The organism is Rhodovulum sp. FJ3 (genome assembly GCF_032918305.1).
Lineage (GTDB): Bacteria > Pseudomonadota > Alphaproteobacteria > Rhodobacterales > Rhodobacteraceae > SAT37.
In genome coordinates this window covers 332328-350468 of the sequence record NZ_JAWJUU010000003.1, presented here as the reverse complement: position 1 = coordinate 350468, position 18141 = coordinate 332328, and the positions used below count along the sequence as shown (strand labels likewise).

Genomic DNA, 18141 nt, shown 5'->3' with positions numbered 1-18141 from the left:
ACGAGAGGATAAGATTCTGGATGTGTGGTTCTGGCATAGCTCTGTCTTTTAGAAAAAAAGTTCAACAATGCCGTGAAGAGTAAGGGACCTGTGGGACAGGCGGCAACAATCAATCGCGTCATAGTTGTGCGATTTGATGGTGGCCTAAGGGAATTTTCACAACCGCCCCCACGGTGTTGACATCACGGCCGTCTTCAAAATCTACCTTAACGGGCGTTAAGTAACTGTTAGTTCGCCTGAATTGACGATCATGTGAAATTTTTACGTGACGTTAAGACGATTGGCCCCCTGACAGAGATCGTCAGGGGGCGAAATGGTCGATTTTTGGGCGACGGTTTAGCGTTTGGATCGACGGCGCACGCCGCCGCGTTGTCCAGGCCGTCCGGCGGTGGATCGGCCCTTGGATTTGACTGCGTCCTCAACGGCGCTGTCGACCGCGCTTTGACGGGCCAGAGGATCGTCGGAAACGGCCAGATCGACGGCCTCAAGGCGCTTGACCTCATCGCGCAGGCGGGCGGCTTCTTCGAACTCAAGGTTCTCGGCGGCCTTGCGCATCTCCTCACGCAGACCGGCCAGATGCGCCTCAAGGTTGGCGCCATGCATCGGCTTGTCGATGGTGGCGGTGACGCGGGACATGTCGGTGTCGCCCTGATAGAGACCGGCCAGAATGTCGTCGACGTTCTTTTTGACGGTCTCGGGCGTGATGCCGTGTTTTTCGTTATAGGCGATCTGCTTTTCACGGCGGCGGTTAGTCTCGGCCAGCGCGCGCTCCATGCTTCCGGTAATGCGGTCGGCGTACATGATCACGCGCCCCTCGGCGTTCCGTGCTGCGCGGCCAATCGTCTGAATCAGCGAGGTTTCAGAGCGCAAAAAGCCCTCTTTATCCGCGTCCAGAATGGCCACCAGGCCACATTCGGGAATATCAAGACCCTCACGCAGCAGGTTGATCCCGATCAGCACATCAAACGCCCCCAGACGCAGATCGCGCAGGATCTCGATCCGCTCAATCGTGTCGATGTCCGAGTGCATATAGCGCACCTTGATGCCCTGTTCGTGCAGGTATTCGGTCAAATCCTCGGCCATGCGTTTGGTCAGGGTCGTGACCAGCGTGCGCATGCCCTGATCCGTCACCTTGCGGATTTCGTCGAGCAGATCGTCGACCTGTGTTTCGACGGGACGGATTTCGACCTCGGGGTCCAGCAGGCCCGTGGGGCGGATCACCTGTTCGGTGAACACGCCACCCGCCTGTTCCAATTCCCATGCGGCGGGCGTGGCTGAGACAAAGATCGACTGGGGCCGCATCGCGTCCCATTCCTCAAACTTCAGGGGGCGGTTGTCCATACAGCTGGGCAGGCGGAACCCGTGCTCGGCCAGTGTGAATTTACGCCGGTGGTCGCCGCGATACATGCCACCGATCTGGGGCACGGAGACGTGGCTTTCGTCTGCGAACACTAGGGCATGGTCGGGGATGAATTCGAACAGGGTGGGGGGCGGTTCACCGGGTGCGCGCCCCGTCAGATAGCGCGAATAGTTCTCGATCCCGTTGCAGACACCGGTGGCCTCCAGCATCTCGAGGTCGAAATTCGTGCGCTGTTCAAGGCGCTGTGCCTCAAGCAATTTGCCCTCGGAGACCAGTTGGTCCAGACGGGTTTTCAGCTCTTTCTTGATGCCGATAATGGCCTGCGTCATCGTCGGTTTGGGCGTGACATAGTGGCTGTTGGCGTAGACACGGATACGCTCCATCGCGCCGGTCTTTTCGCCGGTCAGCGGGTCGAATTCGGTAATCGCCTCAAGCTCTTCGCCAAAGAACGACAGTTTCCACGCGCGATCCTCAAGGTGGGCGGGCCAGATTTCAAGGCTGTCCCCCCGCACGCGGAAGGTGCCGCGTTGAAACGCCTGATCGTTGCGTTTGTATTGCTGGGCGATGAGATCGGCCATGATCGTGCGCTGGTCATAGTCGTTGCCGACCATCAAATCCTGCGTCATCGCGCCATAGGTTTCGACCGAGCCGATACCGTAAATGCACGACACCGACGCCACGATGATCACGTCATCGCGTTCCAGCAACGCCCGCGTGGCCGAGTGGCGCATGCGGTCGATCTGTTCGTTAATCTGGCTTTCTTTTTCGATGTAGGTATCACTGCGCGCGACATAGGCCTCGGGCTGATAATAGTCGTAGAACGAGACGAAATATTCGACGGCGTTGTCGGGAAAGAAGCCTTTGAATTCGCCGTAGAGCTGGGCCGCAAGCGTCTTGTTCGGGGCAAGGATGATCGCGGGACGCTGGGTCTGTTCGATGATCTTGGCCATGGTGAACGTCTTACCCGTCCCCGTGGCCCCCAGCAGAACCTGATCGCGCTCGCCCCCGTCCACGCCCGCAGACAGTTCCGCAATCGCCGTGGGCTGATCCCCTGCGGGCGAGAATTCCGAATGCATCTGGAACCGGATGCCACCCTCAAGCTTTTCGCGGGTGCGCACATTATCGGCTGCGGCGTGCAGGACGGCCTCGGATTTATCGGAATGGGCGTATGGCATTTGGACCCCTGATCTTTGTGCCTAATGTGCCGTTCATAGATAAATGTTCAAGTCTTGTTCTCAATTTTGAGCCGTGAATCGCTTGCACTGAGACGGTAATTTTTTCATATATGCATCAGACCTGAGGAGTTTGACCCATGCACGCCAGAATCTACCAGCCTGCGAAAACCGCAATGCAGTCGGGCACCGCCAAGACGCAACAGTGGATTCTGGAATACCCGCAGGCCAGCGCGCGCCATATCGATCCTCTGATGGGGTGGACCTCGTCCGAGGACACACAGGCACAGGTCAAAATGCGCTTTGACAGCAAAGAGGCCGCCGTCGACTACGCCAAAGAACACGGCATCGACGCCGTCGTGATGGAACCCAACAAGCGCAAGCACAACGTGCGTGCCGGTGGCTATGGCGAGAACTTTGCCACCAACCGTCGCGCGGTTTGGACCCACTAAGGGGCCACCCCCACATCGCCCTCGGGCACCGTGAACGATGATCAGAGCGCCGGACGGCGCTCTTTTTTGTGCGTTTTGCCCTGTGTGCCGTGATGCGGGCAGGGGGCATTCCGTGAATTTTAAATGGTCACTTTTGGGAACTTTTAGCATTCTAACAATGAACTTTTGTCACCTAACCGGCCTGTGTATGCCTAGGGAAACGAACCCCAAACGGCAGGGCCAGAATGAAAGATACGACCGACACCATCACGTTGCACCAAGGGCTGGCCCAAGCTCTGCAGGGGCACGGCGTCCGCCATCTATATGGTCTGGTCGGGGATGCGAACCTGTTCATGGTGAATGCCTATGTCGAGGGTGAGATGGGCCGCTATGTCGCCTGCACCCATGAGGCGCACGCGGTTCTGGCGGCTATCGGTTTTGCACAGGCGACGGGGCGCACGGGCGTGGCAACAATCACCCACGGACCGGCCTTGACCAACGTCTGTACCGCTTTGGCCGAGGCCGCGCGCGGTGGCATTCCGTTGGTGGTTTTGGTTGGGGACACAACGCCGGGCGATTTGCAGCATCTGCAGAACATCGATCAGCGTGAGGTCGTGGCATCCACCGGTGCCGAATTCATCGAAATGCGCAGCCCCGAGACAGCGATCAGTGACCTGAACCGGGCGTTCCACATGGCGGCGCATCGTCGGTGTCCGGTGGTCTTTAACATGCGCGTGGATCTGCAATGGGCCGATCTGGGGGCGGGCGCCGACACCGTTGTGCCTGTGCCCGAGGTCACGCTTGCGCCCGCATCGGGCGAGGCGCTTGAGGAAGCCGTTGGTATGCTCGCCTCGGCCCGCCGTCCCTTGATCCTTGCCGGTCGCGGCGCGGCAAGCCCCGAGGCGCGTTTGGCTCTGCTTGAGCTGGCGGCGCGGATCGAGGCGCCTCTGGCCACCACGCTCAAGGCCCAAGGATTGTTCCATGGTGCGCCGTTCAACATCGGAATTTGCGGTGGCCTGAGCCATCCGGTGGCCAGCGAGGTCATCATGCAGTCCGATTGCATTCTGGCCTTTGGCGCGAGCCTGAGCAAACACACCACCGAAGAGGGGGCTTATACCAAGGGCACCCGCGTGGTTCAGATCCTGCCCGACATTCAGGAAACCCCGCGTCTGGATCAGCCGACCCTGCGCTTGATCGGGGATATCGCGGGCACGGCGCGCGCGATGACGGACCTGTTGAACATGGCCGAAATCCCAGGCTCGGGGGCGACGGATGACGATCTGGCAGCGCGTCTGCGCGATCAGGACAACGAGTTTGCCGCGCTGCCCGATCCGGTGGAAACCGCGGCGGGCACCATCGACATGGTGCATGCCCTGCGCCGGTTGCATCAGGCCCTACCCGAAGAGCGCGTGCTTGTGGCCGACCTTGGCCGGTTCGTCACAACGGCGTGGCGCAACCTGCCGGTGACGCGTCCGGCGGACCTGATTTACACCTCGCATTTCGGCGCGATCGGTTGCGGCATCGGCCAAGCCATTGGTGCAGCCACCGCCGTGACCGACCGCCCGACCGTTCTGGTCGCGGGCGATGGCGGGTTCACCCTGTCAGGCCTGTCGGAACTGGTCACAGCCCTGCGCGAGGGGACCGATATGGTCGTCATTGTGTGCAACGACCAGAGCTATGGCGCGGAACATGTCCAGTTCACCAACCGCAAGATGAACCCCGCCCTGTCGATGATTGCGAAAATCGATTTTGCCCAAGTGGCCCAGTCACTTGGCCTTATCGGTGTGCGCGTCACAGATGAAACAACCCTTGGGGAGGCCGTGGACGCAATCACCCGTCGTGACCGCCCCGTTTTAGTCGATTTGCGGCTCGACCCGACGAAAATCGAGATGTAGCCACAACCCAAATCCCGCCTGAAACGATGGCGGGCAATCCGGGCCCTGCATCCTCCCGCGGGGTCCATACCAAGACCAACAGGAGAACCGAAAATATGACCCTTTCTCGTCGAAACTTTTTGCGCGCCTCCGCCGGCACCGCGGCGCTTGCCGCGATTGGCCTGCCCGCCCGCGCACAATCGGACACGTTCATCGTGAACATGTTCGGTGGCCGTTGGGAAAACGACTGGCGCACGCATATCATGCCCCAGTTTGCCGAGCAGATCGGCAAGGACTTTGATCTGGACATCGGTCTGGGCACCGCGTGGATTTCAAACTTCCGCGCTGCTGGCCCCGAGAATCCCCCGTTCCCGGCGGTTATGCTGAACGAAAAATACACCGCACAGATCCGCAACGACGGCTATTTCGCCGAGTTGACCACGGAAAACGTGCCCAACATGGCCGACGTGATCGAGCCCGCGATCCTCAAGGGCAACACCGCCGTCACCGGTATGCTGGCCCCGCTGGTCATCGCCTATCGCACCGACCTCGTGTCCGAGCCGCCCAAAGGCTGGGCCGATCTGTGGGACGAACGGTTCCGCGGCCAACTGGGTCTTTACAAAATCACCAACTCGGCTGCGACCATGATGGCCATGTGGGCGGGTGAGCATTTCGGTTCGGGCCGTGATGACGTCGAAACCGCCGTCGCCAAGTTCAAAGAACTGGGTCCGTTCCCGCAGATCGGGTATTCGGCCCAGCTGACGCCGCTGTTGTCGCAGGGGCAGGTTGCCGTTGCGCCGATCGACCTTGGTGAGGTCAAAGGCATGCAAGAGGCCGGTATTCCGATTGACTATGTCGTGCCCGAAGAAGGCATGCTGGTGTTTGACCACTCGTTCTCGGTCTTTGAACATAGCCCCGACAAGCAACTGGGCTTTGACTACATCAACTTTGTTCTCTCGCCCGAAATCCAGCTGTGGATGGCCGAGAACTGGCTCATCGCGCCGACGAACAAGACCGTCGAACTGCCCGAAGAACTGCAGAAATGGCCGCTTCAGCCGGAAATCGTCAGTCAGGCAATCCGCTTTGACTGGGATGAAACGCTCGCCATCATGCCGGGCTTGAACGACCTCTGGGAACGGACGATCTAAGATATGGCAACGGTTGAAGTCAGGGATCTGCGTAAGCGGTATCAGGATTTCCTAGCGCTTGATGGCGTGTCACTGCGGGCCGAAACGGGTCAGTTGGTGACGCTGCTTGGGCCCTCGGGATGCGGCAAAAGCACCACATTGCGGTGTCTGGCCGGGTTCCTTGAACCCAACGGCGGGGACATTCTGGTAGAGGGGGAGTCGATCCTCTCGACCCCGGCCAACCGTCGCGGTTTCGGCGTGGTGTTTCAGAACTACGCCCTGTTTCCACACATGACCGTAGCCGAGAATATCGGCTACGGGCTCAAGCTCCAGAAACTGCCCAAAGGTGAAATCGAAACGCGGGTCTATGACGTGATGAAGCTTGTCCGGCTGGACGGGCTTGGGGATCGTCTGCCGCGTGAGATTTCGGGCGGTCAACAACAGCGCGTGGCTTTGGCACGTGCGCTGGTCCTGAAGCCACGCCTGTTGTTACTGGATGAACCGCTGGCGAACCTTGATGCGCGTCTGCGCGATGAGGTGCGTTGGCTGATCCGCGATCTGCAACAGCAATCGGGGATTACCGCATTCTACGTCACCCACGACCAATCCGAAGCCATGGCCATGTCCGACATGGTCGCGGTAATGAAGGCGGGCCGCGTGGCGCAATTCGCCACCCCGCGCGAGATTTACCAGAAACCGGTCGAACGCTATGTGGCCGATTTCACTGGCGAGGCGAATTTCCTGTCCTGTGACAAGGTCGCCGTGACGGGCGAGGGACAGTATTCCATCGCGGTTGCCGGCACGACACTGGACCTTGGCGGGGTTGCGGGCATCACGGCCGACACGCCGGTTGAATTGCTGTTGCGCCCCGAGGCGTTGCGCCTAACCTCGGTCGACGAGGCCACGTTCCGCGGCACGGTCACGAAATCGGCCTTCCTTGGCGCGGCCTTGCATTGCGAAATCACCCTGCCTGGTGGCGGTGTTCTGAAGCTGTCGGCCGAGCCCAACGCCAATGTCAAAACCGGTGATGAGGTCGGGATTGCCATTGATCACAGTCACGCGTGGTTGATGCCCGAGGTGGCCCCATGACCCTGCGCAATCCGAAACTGTGGCTGGCGGTGCCCGCGATTGCCCTGATCTTTGTGTTCATGATCCTGCCGATCACGAACATGATCGAGATGAGCTTTCGCACGCCCGGAACGACCGAACCGTTCGGTGAAGAGTTCACCACAATGCATTACGACCGCATCCTTGGTGACGGGTATTACTGGGGGGTGCTGTTCCGGTCACTGTTTACGGCCGGTGTGGTGACGCTGTTGTGCCTTGTGGTCAGCTATCCGATCGCGTGGCACATGTCCAAAGCCAAGGGCCTGAAGGCCGTGTTCCTTTATGCCTGTATCGCCTCGCCGCTGATGACGGGTGTGTTGGTGCGCAACTTTGGCTGGATGATTGTGGCCGCCCTGAACGGGCCTTTGAATGACGTCTTGTTGGGGTTGGGGATTATTGAACGCCCCCTGCGGTTGCTGTTCACCCAAGGGTTGGTGATCCTCGCACTGGTACATGTGTTTGTGCCGTTCATGGTGCTGCCGATCAACAACGCCCTGCGCAACATCAACCCCAGCTTGATCGAGGCCTCGGCGTCGATGGGCGCGAACCGGCGCGAGGTGTTTCGCGACATCATCCTGCCCCTCAGCTTTCCGGGCATCTATCCGGGCATGATCCTTGTCTATGTTCTGGCGGTGGCGGCCTATGTGACGCCCGCGCTGCTTGGCGGCCAAATGGTCAGCTACATGCCCACCCTCATTATCGGGGAACTGACCGGCACGTTCCAATGGCCCTTTGGCTCGGCCTTGGCGATTGTCCTGTCGGTCTCGACGATCCTTGTGGTGGCCCTGTTCACGGCCCTGACTGCGAAACTTATGGAAAGGTCCAAAGCATGAGCGACGCCACCTCCACCTTTAGCTATCAGCGCCCTGTGGGCCTTACCTATGGGGTGCTGATCGTGGTGCTCTATGTGTTCCTGATGGCACCTCTGGTCATGATCATCGGGGCCTCGTTCACCGAAAGCCTGATGATCGAGTTTCCGCCCAAGGGCCTGTCGATGCAATGGTATGTCGAATTCTTTAACCGTCAGGATCTGGTTGACGGATTGCTGATGTCGCTGCGGATCGGGGCGATCACCGCGATTGTCACCACCGCCGTTGCGGTCATGGCCGCCATGGCCGGTCAGGTGATTTCCGGTCGCCTGTCGGGGTGGTTCCAACTGGGGATGACCTTGCCCTTGCTGGTGCCCGAATTGCTGACCGCGGTGGGGCTGTTGTTCTTTCTTTACAAGATCGAATTGGGACGCACGGTTGTCGGCCTGCAGATGGGGCATATCCTGATGTCGTTTCCCTATGCCTATGTGTCCATCGCCGCCGCCCTGCGTCAGGTGCCCGGCTCGTTGGAAGAGGCCTCGGCCAGCCTTGGCGCAACGGGGTGGCAGACGTTTCGTCTGGTGATCCTGCCATTGATCATGCCGGGGCTGGCGATGGGGGCGATCTTTGCCTTTATCAACAGCTTTGACCTCTACACGATCTCGCTACTGCTCAAGCCGCTTGGGGGCAATACCTTGCCGCTCGCGCTGTTTGACTTCCTGACGTATGAGTTCAAGCCCACCGCCGCCGCCGCCGCGACACTGTCGATCCTGCTGTCCATCGGCGGTGTGGCCTTGGTCCAGAAACTGGTCGGATTGCAACGCGCCTTCTGATCGCTGCCGCCCGCTTAACGACGAACTTGAAAGACCTTGAAATGACCGATTTGTCGGATCGACCCCGTGTGCTCTATCAACTGGCAAGCCCGCTGCATAAAACAGCCGGTCCCGCGGTTGTGGCGCGCCGTCTGGAGATGCTGCAGGCATGGGCGCCATCGGCGGATGTCGCGATTGCCTCGCCCGAAGAGGGACCCAACGCGATTGAATGCGCCGCCGACGCGGCCATGGTGTTTCCGGCCTTGCGCGAGGCGGCGACGCAGTGGGCCGATCACTATGACGCGGTTCTGATCGGGTGCTTTAGCGATCCGGCGGTCGATGCCTTGGCCGAGGTGTCGGGCCTGCCCGTCATCGGCGCGGGGGAGGCGGGGATACTGGCCGCCACCCAGTTGGGGGAACGGTTTTCGGTCCTGTCCTCTGACCCGACACCCCCCGGTCTGCGCCGCCGTATCCGTGGCATCGGCGTCGAAGGCAGCTTTGTTTCCGAGGTCACAATCGGCGCGTCCGTGGCCGATCTGAACCGCGATCCGGACACCTATTTCCCGCAGATCGCCGCGCAGGCACGCGCCTGTGTCGCGGCGGGGGCGGATGTTCTGGTGCTGGGGTGTTTTGCCCTGTCGTTCATGCCCGACATGCCCGCGCGTCTGGCTGCCGCGACCGGCGTGCCGGTGGTCAATCCGGTCATCGCGGGCCTCAAGGCCGCCGAGGCCGCCGTTCTCTACCGTGCGGGTCTGCCGCGCGGTCCCGTTTCCCCCAATGCCAAAGGTGTGCAATGACCCAAGCCGACACCACCGCCCCGTCCCCCGAGGCCTATCAGCACCTGATCGACACCGCGCGGTTCCAACGCACCCGTCGCATCCCGATCCCCGATTTCGCCTATCCCGAAGGCGTCAAGATCGCGGTGAACTTTACGCTGGATTTCGACGCGATGCTGTTGCGCCGGTTGCTGAACGAACCTTGGGGCCAAAAGGCCAAGGGTGAATTCGGCGGACGTGTTGGCGTCTGGCGGATCATGGACATGTTCGACGCCGAAGACGTCAAGGTCACGCTGTTCACGCCGGGGCGGATTTGTGAACTCTATCCCGATGTGCTGCGCCATGTGGTGGCAAACGGGCATGAGTTGGCCGATCATATGTGGGAACATGAGGTCTATGGCGATCCGGTGGTTGAGGACGCGCATCTCGGCCGCACTTTGGCGGCCCTGTCGGACATTGCGGGCAAACCCGTCACCGGCACCCGCAGCAGTCACACCCCCGCGCTTTTGCGCGACAAGGGGGTGGTCTACAACTCGTTCACCTCGGCAAGCTATCTGCCGTTTTATGAGTTGGACAGCGCGGGCGAGAACCCGATCCTGCAGTTGCCGTTCCACTATGCCCTCGATGACGCGATGTATTTCAGCTTTGGCTGGCTCGACACGCCCAACAATGCACAGCGCGTGATGGACGTGGATGAGGTGTTCGACATCTGGTGGGCCGCGTTTGAGCAGCAATACAAGACCGGCGGCTATGTGAACTTCTTGCTGCACCCGTTTGTGTCGGGGCACGCCATGCGCGTCGACATGATCCAGCGCCTGATTCAGCGGATGAAAACCCTGCCCGGTGTGTGGTTCCCGACCTGCGACGCGCTGGCCCAGCACATCCTGAGCACCCATCCCATGACGCCGAGCGCGGAGTAAGCCCATGCCTTGGAAAGACCACTACACCACCAGCGACGAAATCGGCATTCGGGATGCGGACATCCAATGGCCGAACGGTGTTCAAATGCCCCTTGGGGTCACCGTCAACCTGAACCCCGCCGCCACCGGAAAGGGCATCACGGCCAAGGATCTGGCCTACCCCACATGGCATTTCGCCCTGAATGAGGGGTTGGATCAGTTCCTGACCCTGTTTGCCGACCTCGGTATCCGCGCGACATTTGCGACGCCCGCCTTGGTGGCCGATGCCTATCCCGACGTGATTGACCGCGTTCTGGCTGGGGGACATGAAATCGCCGCCCAAGGTCTGATCGGTGAGGACCCCGCCATCCACCGCGACGGGGGCGAGGGCGCCGCGATTGAACGCGCGACCGAGATCCTGACCGCCGCCACGGGCGCGCGCCCCAAGGGGTGGTACGCCTTGTCCCATCCCGATGACCGCGCGGCGACCGGATGCGCCACGGACGCCACAATTGGTTTGTTGCGCGATCAGGGCTACGCCTATTTCGGCAACGGTCTGGCGGATGATGCACCCTATTATTGGGTCAGTGACGCGGACCGGTCCGAGGGTCTGTTGACGTTGCCCTATTACTATCATTTCGACGATACGTTCTTCCTGATGTTCCCGCGCGAGGGCACGGGGCTGGAACGTCCCGCCGCCCTCTTGCGCAACTGGAGGGCCGAGGTCGCGGCGCAATACCGGCGTGGTCGGTACATGAACCTGTGCGTGTCGCCTGCGCGCTCGGGTTGGGGGCACCGGTTCGAAAATCTCGCTGCGATGCTGCGCGACACCATGGCATTGCCCGGTGTTTGGGCCGCAACGGGGGCAGAGATCGCCGATCATTGGGCCAAAGCGCACCCGATTGAACAGACGCTGCGCCTGACGCCCAGCATCTGGCAAGACTACCCCGATAGCCTGAGTTGATCCGATGCAGAGCGAAGATATCCTGAACGGTCTGATACGCTGGGTCGAGATCGACACGCCCACGGGGGCGGTCGACAACATCGGACGGTTGATCGACCTGATCGCCTCGGATTTCGCCCCGCTGGGCGGCGAGGTTGAGCGCGTCGCGGGCCGTGATGGCATGGGCGATCACCTGATCGTGCGGTTTGCTGGCGGCCCCGGTCCGGGCGTCCTGATCACCAGCCATATCGACACCGTCTGTGCGCCGGGATCGGTGGCCATTCGCCGCGACGGTGATCGCCAATACGGCCCCGGCATCGCGGATATGAAGGGCGGCGGGTATCTGGCGTTCTGTGCGATGCGCGACATCGTGGCGTCTGGCACGTCGCTGTCCGGTCCGGTGACGCTGATCTACAACTCGGACGAGGAAATCGGCTCGCCCACGTCGCATGCGTTGATCCAAGATGAGGCGCGCAAGCACGGGGCCGCCCTGATCCCTGAACCCGCGCGGGGGGATGAGGTGATCACCTTTCGCAAGGGGCGCGCGAAATACACGCTGGACTTTCATGGGCGTGAGTCCCACGCGGGTTCCGCCTTTGGCGACGGGCACTCGGCCATCTTGGAGCTGGCCCGCGCCATTCGCAGGATTGAGGGGATGACGGACCTGAACGCGGGCACGACGGTGAACGTCGGTCGCGTGCGTGGCGGGACCGAACCCAATGTCGTGGCGGGGCATGCGGCCTGTGACATCGACGTACGGTTTGCCGATGACGATCTGGGCGCGGCGGTTGAGGCACAGTTGCGTGCCATGACCGCCCAAGACCCTGACGTGAACATCGTTCTGTCCGGCGAAATCGAAAAGCCCTGTCTGGCCCGCACCCCCGAAACCCTGTCGATGATGAACGCCGCGACCCAGATCAACGCGGGCCTTGGCGCGCCGATGGTCGAGACCCGCTCGGGCGGGGGGAGTGACGGGAATTTCACCTGTGCGGCTGGCGTTCCGACGTTGGACGGGTTGGGGGCCATCGGCAACAACTGGCATTCGCCCGATGAACACATTCTGATTTCCCCGTTGGCGCGGCGCGCGGCGCTGCTCAAGGGGTTGATCCTGACCTATGCGGGCACGGCCCCGCGCGGAGAGCAACAATGATCCCCCAATTCGGCCAAACCCGTTCCGATATTCGCCGCAACCACGCGCTTTTGACGCCCGAAAGCCATGAATGGATCACCGATCCCGACTGGCCTGGTGCCGAGATCGCCTATCTGATCAGTCCCGACATGGGCGCGAAATTTGCGATGGGTCTGGTGCAAACGGCGTCCGGTTTGAATGATGTTGCCGCTGCGCCGGACGGCAACGCGCGGTTTATCTTTGTGCTGCACGGGGAAGTGCGGTTTTCCTCGGGTCAGACCCTGTGGTCCGAAGGGTTCGCCTTTCTACCGCCGGATAACACGGCGACCCTGACGGCACCGGCGGGCACACGGTTTGTTCTGTTTGAATGGCGGTTCACCCAACGCGGCGATGTGCCTGCGCCGGTGTTCGGTCATGTGGCCGATGTGGACGGCACGCCCCTACGTGGGGATGACTGGTTGATGGTGCAAAAGATGCTGCCAACCGACGCGGGTTTTGATGGCGAATTCAACATCATGAACTTTCACCCCGGGGCATCACTGGCCTATGTCGAGACGCATTTCATGGAGCATGGATTGCTCCTGCTGGATGGGGGCGGGGTCTATCGTTTGGACGATCAGTGGTATCCGGTCACCGAGGGCGACGCGATCTGGATGGGGCCGCATGTGCCGCAATGGTTCGGGGCCCTTGGACGGGTGCCGTCGCGCTATCTGATCTATAAGAACTACAACCGTTCGCCCTTGGCTGCGCGATGACGGGCCTAGCCGCCATATTGCGCGAACAGCGTTTTGATCGACGCGGCAAAGGCCTCGGACGAGGTGGTCGGCGTGCGTCCCGCAAGGCGCACGCAGGACATCGGCTTGGTCTCGAACGGGGGCGTTTCCAGTTCGACAAAGGCGATCTTTTCGCGCCGCAATTGCAGGAACCGACCGATTACGATGCTGGTGCCGACGCCCGCCTCAACCATCTGGCGCAGCAGGGTAAAGCTGTTCGTGGCCATCACCTCACGCACGGTGACGCCGTTGCGCACCAAGGCGTCTTCGATCATCTGGCGCAACTGGATCGAATGGTCGGGAAAGATGAATTTCTCGCCCTCGAGCTCGGTCAGGGAAATCTTGCGCAGCTTGGCCAGCGGATGATCCATCGCGGCGATCACATAGGTGCGCCGTTGCAGGGTCGCCAGCGTTTCAAGATCCTCGGAGGACGGAAAGTTATACCCCAACGCGATGTCGATATCCCCGTCGCGCATGCGTTTGACGATGTCTTGGGTGTTCTCGACGATGATCGTGAATTTCAGACCGGGGTGGTTGTAGGTCATGTCCCGCAAGATGCCGGGCAACAGGTCAGAGGCCAGGACTTCGTTCACACCCAGACGCAGGTGTCCCCGTTGCAGGCCCTGCAACTGGTCGATTTCGTCGCGCGCGATGGTCAACTCATTCACCACCGACGCACACCGATAGAGCAGGATTTCCCCCGCCTCGGTCAGTTCCAGACCCGCCCGACCGCGATCACGCCGGAACAGTTCCACGTCCAGCGCCAGTTCAAGGTTCTTGATCTGCTTGCTGACCGCCGAAGGGGCCACATGCAGCCGGTCCGCCGCGGCGCGAAACGACCCCAGTTGGGCAACCTCGATAAAGTGCCTCAGGCCGGGCAGGCGGCCGAGCAACATACTGGGCGGCATAGATTTCTCCCGTGGACGGATAGCCAAGCGTCAAGGAGCGCATCATAGATGGACCAAACCGACATTCAACACGTCAGTGACCGTTCGGCGGCGATTGCAGAGCTGCTTTGCGCCTTGGGGGAACGTGCGGTTTTGACCGATCCCGCCGATTGCGCGCGTTATGCCTCGGATCAATCCGGTTTGACGGGCGCGCTGCCCTTGGCGGTGGTGCGGCCCCACAGTACGGGTGAGGTCGCCGAGGTTCTGCGCCTGTGTACAAAGCACCGTTTGGCCGTCGTGCCACAGGGCGGGCGGACCGGCCTGTCGGGTGGTTCTTGTGGCGCGGACGCGGCGATTGTTCTGTCCAGCGAACGGATGACGGGCATTGTCGAACTGGACCCCGAGGCGATGACGATCACCGTGATGGCGGGCACGCCGCTTGAGACCGTGCAGAATGCCGCGCTTGAGGTCGGGTTGGAATATCCCGTGGACATCGGAGCGCGCGGCACGGCCACGATTGGCGGAACGATTGCGACCAACGCGGGTGGTATCCGTGTGCTGCAACACGGGATGACGCGGGCGAATGTTCTGGGGCTAGAGGCGGTGCTGGCAGATGGCTCGGTGATTTCGCGCCTTGGCAAAACGGTTAAGGACAACGCGGGTTTCGACCTAAAGCACCTGTTCATCGGGTCCGAGGGCACGTTGGGTGTCGTCACTCAGGCGGTTTTGCAATTGCGCCGACATGTGCCTGGCCGCGCGCTTGCCCTATTGGCGTTGCACGATCATGGGGCGGCCTTGTCCTGTCTCGGGGCGGCGCGCGACCGGTTCGGCACCCGCATCACCGCGTTTGAGGGCATGTGGCCCGACTATTGGGATTTCGTCTGTCACGCGACAAGCCTCGCCCAATCGCCGTTGGATGGGCGGCACGGGTTTTACCTGATGCTAGAGGTCGAGAGCGAGGACGGCAGCGCGGATGAGGTTGAGGCATTCTTTGCCGATCTGTTTGAGCGCGACCTCGTCCAAGACGGGGTATTGGCCCAATCCGTAGCCGAGATGCGCGCGCTGTGGTCCCTGCGTGAGGCCGTGGGCGAGGTCGATCCCGACTTTGGCCATCACATCAATTTTGACATTGGTCTGTCCCCCTCCGCCCTTGGGCGTTTTTGCGATGCGGCGGATGCGGTTCTGGCGGACATGCCGGATGTGAACGGCGTTCTAAAGGTCGGTCATGTGGGCGACGGGAACGTACATCTTTTGGTTGGCCACGATGGCAGCCATGAGGCCGAGCACGCGATTGAGGCTGCGATTTATGATCTGCTGCGCGATTATGGCGGGTCCATCACGGCCGAGCATGGTGTCGGCCGGATCAAGGCGCATTGGATCGGGCACAGCCGCAGTGACGTGGAACTGGCTCTGATGCGCGGGCTGAAGGCGCAGATGGATCCGTTGAACCTGTTGAACCCGGGGGCGGTTCTGGGCGGTTAGGCGATGGCGTGGCGGGTCAGAAAGGCATCGATCACCGGTGCCATCTGTGCGGCCACATCTGGGCGCATATGGAAATGGTGGTCCCCGGGCAGTTCGACCGTCGTGTAATCCGTGATCAGGTCGGGCGCACGCGCGGCAAGGGCCTGGAGTTTCGGACGATGCGCCTTGATCCCGTCCTTGGCCCAGATGTTCAGAACCGGACATTTGATCGCGCGCAGAACGGCGTTCACGTCTTCTTCGGTCAATTTCATCGCGGAACTGGCGAACAGACGCATGTCCGCGGTCAGGCGCACGCCATCCCCGTCCACCGCCACCGCGCGGGGCGCCAGTGCCGTGGCGGTCGCGGTCGAATTTCCCTGACGGGTGCGGCGGGCGATGTAGTCGTCCATGCTATCGAACCGGCGCCCGCCACTGCGGTCCAGTTGCATCCGCGTTTGGGTGACAAAGGCGCGCAGGGTCGTGACAAAATCATCGCCGGTCGGCTCCGTCGCGATTGAGTCCAGCGCGATAAAGGCCGACACGCGCTCGGGCAGGGCGGCGGCGAACAGGGCACTGATATTCGCGCCCCGCGAATGGCCCAGCATCACGCAGCGATCCCATCCCAGTTGATTCAGCACCCCAGCGATCTGGGGCAGGTCATCCCAGATGTTATAGGTCGCATGGGCGGCGCGATGCGCGCTGTGCCCCTGACCCGACAGGTCAAGCGCGATGACACGGCACCCCGTCAAACGCGGGGCAAGCTCCGCGAAACTGTCACCGTGATCCATCCACCCGTGCAGGGCCAAGACCGGCACCCCGTCCGCCGGTCCCCACTCCAACCCCGTCAGGCGCAGCCCGTCGATGTCCCAAGCGCATTCGATCGGTGTGGTGTGGTCGGTGGTCATGGCGTCGGTTCCCTTAAATCCCACACCGGCATATCCGATCCCCGCGCGGCAAACAAACGCGGGTTTTCGCATTGAAACGTGCAGCGGACTCGGCCTAGTGTGCCGCCGAATTCACAGGGCGGCCCGTGCGGTCGCCCGTTTCTTTTCCTCTGGCCCCAAGGCGGACCGATGACCATCACGCACCTCGTCACCCATTCCGGCGGTTTTCATGCCGATGAACTGTTGTCCTCGGTCATCCTGACGCGGCTGTTTCCGGACGCCGAATTGATCCGGACCCGCGACGGGGCGTGGATCACGCCGGGCGCGGGCAAGATCATCTATGACGTGGGGCGCGCCTTTGACGCCGAGGCGGGGATTTTCGATCACCACCAACGCCCCATTCCCCTGCGCGAGGATGGCCAGCCCTATAGCTCATTCGGGTTGATCTGGGCGCAGTACGGGCGCGATTACCTGCGCGCGATGGACGTGCCCGAGGCGCATCTGGACGATATCCACCAGAGCTTTGATCGCGGGTTTGTCCTGCCGGTCGATCTGATCGACAACGGGGCCATGAACCCGTCCGAGGCGGGGGTGCTGGCCGGTCTGACCCTGCCGGTGCTGCTGGAGACATTGAAACCGCAGTTCGATGATCGCGGTGCGGGGGCGGATGATGCGGCGTTCATGGCCGCGCTGCCGGTTGCGCGCGCCTTTGTCGAGGCGTCGATCAAGGGCAAGGCCGCCAAGCGGCGGGCCCACGCCATGGTGACCGAGGCGATTGTCGCGGCGGGTGAGGGCGCGGTTCTGGAACTGCCGATGGGGATGCCGTTTCGCGCCGCCGTGGTCGATGCCGAGGCCGATCACCTGTTGTTCGTGATCCATCCGCGTGATGGCGGCGATTGGGCCGTGACCACCATCCGCAAAGAGGGCGGATCGTTTGAAAACCGCGCCGACCTGCCCGAGGCATGGGCGGGTCTGACCGACGCGGACCTTGAGGCGGCAAGTGGTGTCGCAGGGGCCAAGTTCTGCCACAACGGACGCTTCATCGCCGTCGCCGCCACACGCGAGGCCGCGGTTGAGATGGCGCGTCTGGCGGTTGAGGCCGTGCGCGCCTAGGTCATCCGATCAGGTCGGGGCCGCCATCGCGATGGAGGCGGAACCGTTGGGGCATTTGCCATTCCGGTTTGTCGCCCGCGAACAGGTCCATAAAGGCAATCGCTTGGGAGCTGTCTTTTTTGACGTTCTCGCGAAAGCTCCACCATGTGCGGGGATCGCCCAGGGCGGTTCCCGGGTGTTGCTGGGCGTGATAATCGGCCTCAAGCACCTGTCCGCGCACATTCAGGCAAAAGGTGACGTACAAGAATCCCTCGGGCCAGAACGACGCGGGGTCGTTGTCATCGGTTGGCCCCGCGTGATGGGTGACGCTTACCGGTGCGTGGGTGATCAACGCGCGCAGCATGAGGCCCGAGGCAAAGCCAACATAGGCCGGTTTGTCGCTATCGGCGGTGGGCTTTTGCGCCTCAAACGCGCGCAGCCAATCGGCAAACACCGCTGCCAAGGCCGTGCGATCCGTGTCAAAGCGATGACCGGTCTGGGCCTCGGTCGCGCGCACCTGTTTGTCGAAGGCATCCACGAACCAGCGCAACCGCTGGGCGGATTTGTGAACCGGTTGCTCGGTGGTGGGGACGGTCATGATCGGA

Annotated in this window: 17 protein-coding genes; 13 read left to right on the top strand and 4 right to left on the bottom strand. The window is 61.7% G+C overall.

Annotation, left to right across the window (positions count from 1 at the left end; translation table 11 throughout):
- Positions 1–336: 336 nt before the first annotated feature.
- Entirely contained in the window at positions 337–2535 is a 2199-nt protein-coding gene (gene uvrB / locus R1W00_RS10805) for an excinuclease ABC subunit UvrB (RefSeq protein WP_317262749.1), read from the bottom strand.
- A gap of 137 nt (positions 2536–2672) precedes the next feature.
- On the opposite strand from uvrB, the gene R1W00_RS10800 reads away from it, so the two are divergent.
- From R1W00_RS10800 to allE, 11 genes are all read left to right on the top strand, one after another.
- Positions 2673–2984, top strand: coding sequence for an ETC complex I subunit (locus tag R1W00_RS10800; protein ID WP_317262748.1), 312 nt, complete (start codon positions 2673–2675; stop codon positions 2982–2984).
- Positions 2985–3208: 224 nt separating this feature from the next.
- On the top strand, positions 3209–4858 hold the full coding sequence (locus tag R1W00_RS10795; RefSeq protein ID WP_317262747.1) for a thiamine pyrophosphate-binding protein: 1650 nt from the start codon (positions 3209–3211) through the stop codon (positions 4856–4858).
- Between the two features lie 95 nt (positions 4859–4953).
- Entirely contained in the window at positions 4954–5985 is a 1032-nt protein-coding gene (locus tag R1W00_RS10790; protein ID WP_317262746.1) for an ABC transporter substrate-binding protein, read from the top strand.
- Positions 5986–5988: 3 nt separating this feature from the next.
- The gene (locus R1W00_RS10785; protein ID WP_317262745.1) at positions 5989–7053 is read left to right on the top strand and encodes an ABC transporter ATP-binding protein; all 1065 of its coding nucleotides are present in this window, start codon (positions 5989–5991) and stop codon (positions 7051–7053) included.
- Positions 7050–7904 (top strand): ABC transporter permease, encoded by an 855-nt coding sequence (locus R1W00_RS10780; RefSeq protein WP_317262744.1) that lies wholly within the window; start codon positions 7050–7052, stop codon positions 7902–7904. The genes R1W00_RS10785 and R1W00_RS10780 overlap by 4 nt, the downstream gene beginning before the upstream one ends.
- Complete coding sequence (locus R1W00_RS10775; protein WP_317262743.1) at positions 7901–8713, top strand: ABC transporter permease; 813 nt, start codon at positions 7901–7903, stop codon at positions 8711–8713. The genes R1W00_RS10780 and R1W00_RS10775 overlap by 4 nt, the downstream gene beginning before the upstream one ends.
- A 41-nt stretch (positions 8714–8754) precedes the next feature.
- Complete coding sequence (locus R1W00_RS10770; protein WP_317262742.1) at positions 8755–9489, top strand: aspartate/glutamate racemase family protein; 735 nt, start codon at positions 8755–8757, stop codon at positions 9487–9489.
- On the top strand, positions 9486–10388 hold the full coding sequence (locus tag R1W00_RS10765; RefSeq protein WP_317262741.1) for a polysaccharide deacetylase family protein: 903 nt from the start codon (positions 9486–9488) through the stop codon (positions 10386–10388). Before R1W00_RS10770 ends, R1W00_RS10765 begins: the two co-directional genes overlap by 4 nt.
- Before the next feature lie 4 nt (positions 10389–10392).
- Positions 10393–11331 carry a polysaccharide deacetylase family protein gene (locus tag R1W00_RS10760; RefSeq protein ID WP_317262740.1) on the top strand — a complete coding sequence of 313 codons (939 nt, stop codon included), beginning with the start codon at positions 10393–10395 and terminating at the stop codon, positions 11329–11331.
- A gap of 4 nt (positions 11332–11335) precedes the next feature.
- Entirely contained in the window at positions 11336–12460 is a 1125-nt protein-coding gene (locus tag R1W00_RS10755; protein WP_317262739.1) for a M20 family metallopeptidase, read from the top strand.
- The gene (allE, locus tag R1W00_RS10750; RefSeq protein ID WP_317262738.1) at positions 12457–13194 is read left to right on the top strand and encodes a (S)-ureidoglycine aminohydrolase; all 738 of its coding nucleotides are present in this window, start codon (positions 12457–12459) and stop codon (positions 13192–13194) included. Before R1W00_RS10755 ends, allE begins: the two co-directional genes overlap by 4 nt.
- Before the next feature lie 5 nt (positions 13195–13199).
- On the opposite strand, the gene R1W00_RS10745 is transcribed toward allE, so the two are convergent.
- A complete protein-coding gene (locus R1W00_RS10745) occupies positions 13200–14120 on the bottom strand; it encodes a LysR family transcriptional regulator (protein WP_317262737.1) in 921 nt (306 codons plus the stop codon).
- 48 nt (positions 14121–14168) lie between these two features.
- Between R1W00_RS10745 and R1W00_RS10740 the strand changes: the two genes are divergently transcribed.
- Positions 14169–15581 carry an FAD-binding oxidoreductase gene (locus tag R1W00_RS10740; protein WP_317262736.1) on the top strand — a complete coding sequence of 471 codons (1413 nt, stop codon included), beginning with the start codon at positions 14169–14171 and terminating at the stop codon, positions 15579–15581.
- On the opposite strand, the gene R1W00_RS10735 is transcribed toward R1W00_RS10740, so the two are convergent.
- Positions 15578–16465: an alpha/beta hydrolase gene (locus tag R1W00_RS10735; RefSeq protein ID WP_317262735.1), complete on the bottom strand. Its 888-nt coding sequence runs from the start codon at positions 16463–16465 to the stop codon at positions 15578–15580. The two genes, R1W00_RS10740 and R1W00_RS10735, sit on opposite strands and share 4 nt — an antisense overlap.
- A 168-nt stretch (positions 16466–16633) precedes the next feature.
- Between R1W00_RS10735 and R1W00_RS10730 the strand changes: the two genes are divergently transcribed.
- Positions 16634–17557, top strand: coding sequence for an MYG1 family protein (locus tag R1W00_RS10730; protein WP_317262734.1), 924 nt, complete (start codon positions 16634–16636; stop codon positions 17555–17557).
- A gap of 1 nt (position 17558) precedes the next feature.
- Here R1W00_RS10730 and R1W00_RS10725 read toward each other — a convergent pair whose 3' ends face one another.
- On the bottom strand, positions 17559–18134 hold the full coding sequence (locus tag R1W00_RS10725) for a hypothetical protein (RefSeq protein WP_317262733.1): 576 nt from the start codon (positions 18132–18134) through the stop codon (positions 17559–17561).
- Positions 18135–18141: the final 7 nt, after the last annotated feature.